Origin of the sequence: Paenibacillus sp. J31TS4 (assembly GCF_018403265.1) — a bacterium.
Taxonomy (GTDB): Bacteria; Bacillota; Bacilli; order Paenibacillales; family NBRC-103111; genus J31TS4.
In genome coordinates this window covers 1-277 of the sequence record NZ_BOSI01000034.1, presented here as the reverse complement: position 1 = coordinate 277, position 277 = coordinate 1, and the positions used below count along the sequence as shown (strand labels likewise).

Here is a 277-nt window from a genome sequence, read left to right as displayed (position 1 = left end):
ATCTGCTAAGGCTAAATACTACCTAGCGACCGATAGCGAAGCAGTACCGTGAGGGAAAGGTGAAAAGAACCGCGGGAGCGGAGTGAAATAGAACCTGAAACCGTGTGCTTACAAGAAGTCAGAGCCCTATGATGGAACTTGTTCCATCACGGGTGATGGCGTGCCTTTTGTAGAATGAACCGGCGAGTTACGTTCACGTGCAAGGTTAAGCTGAAGAAGCGGAGCCGCAGCGAAAGCGAGTCTGAATAGGGCGAATCAGTACGTGGGCGTAGACCCG

General features: G+C 52.0%; 1 rRNA gene. It reads left to right on the top strand.

The features are described from left to right. Positions 1–277 (top strand): 23S ribosomal RNA (locus KJS47_RS23865); the annotation flags it as partial.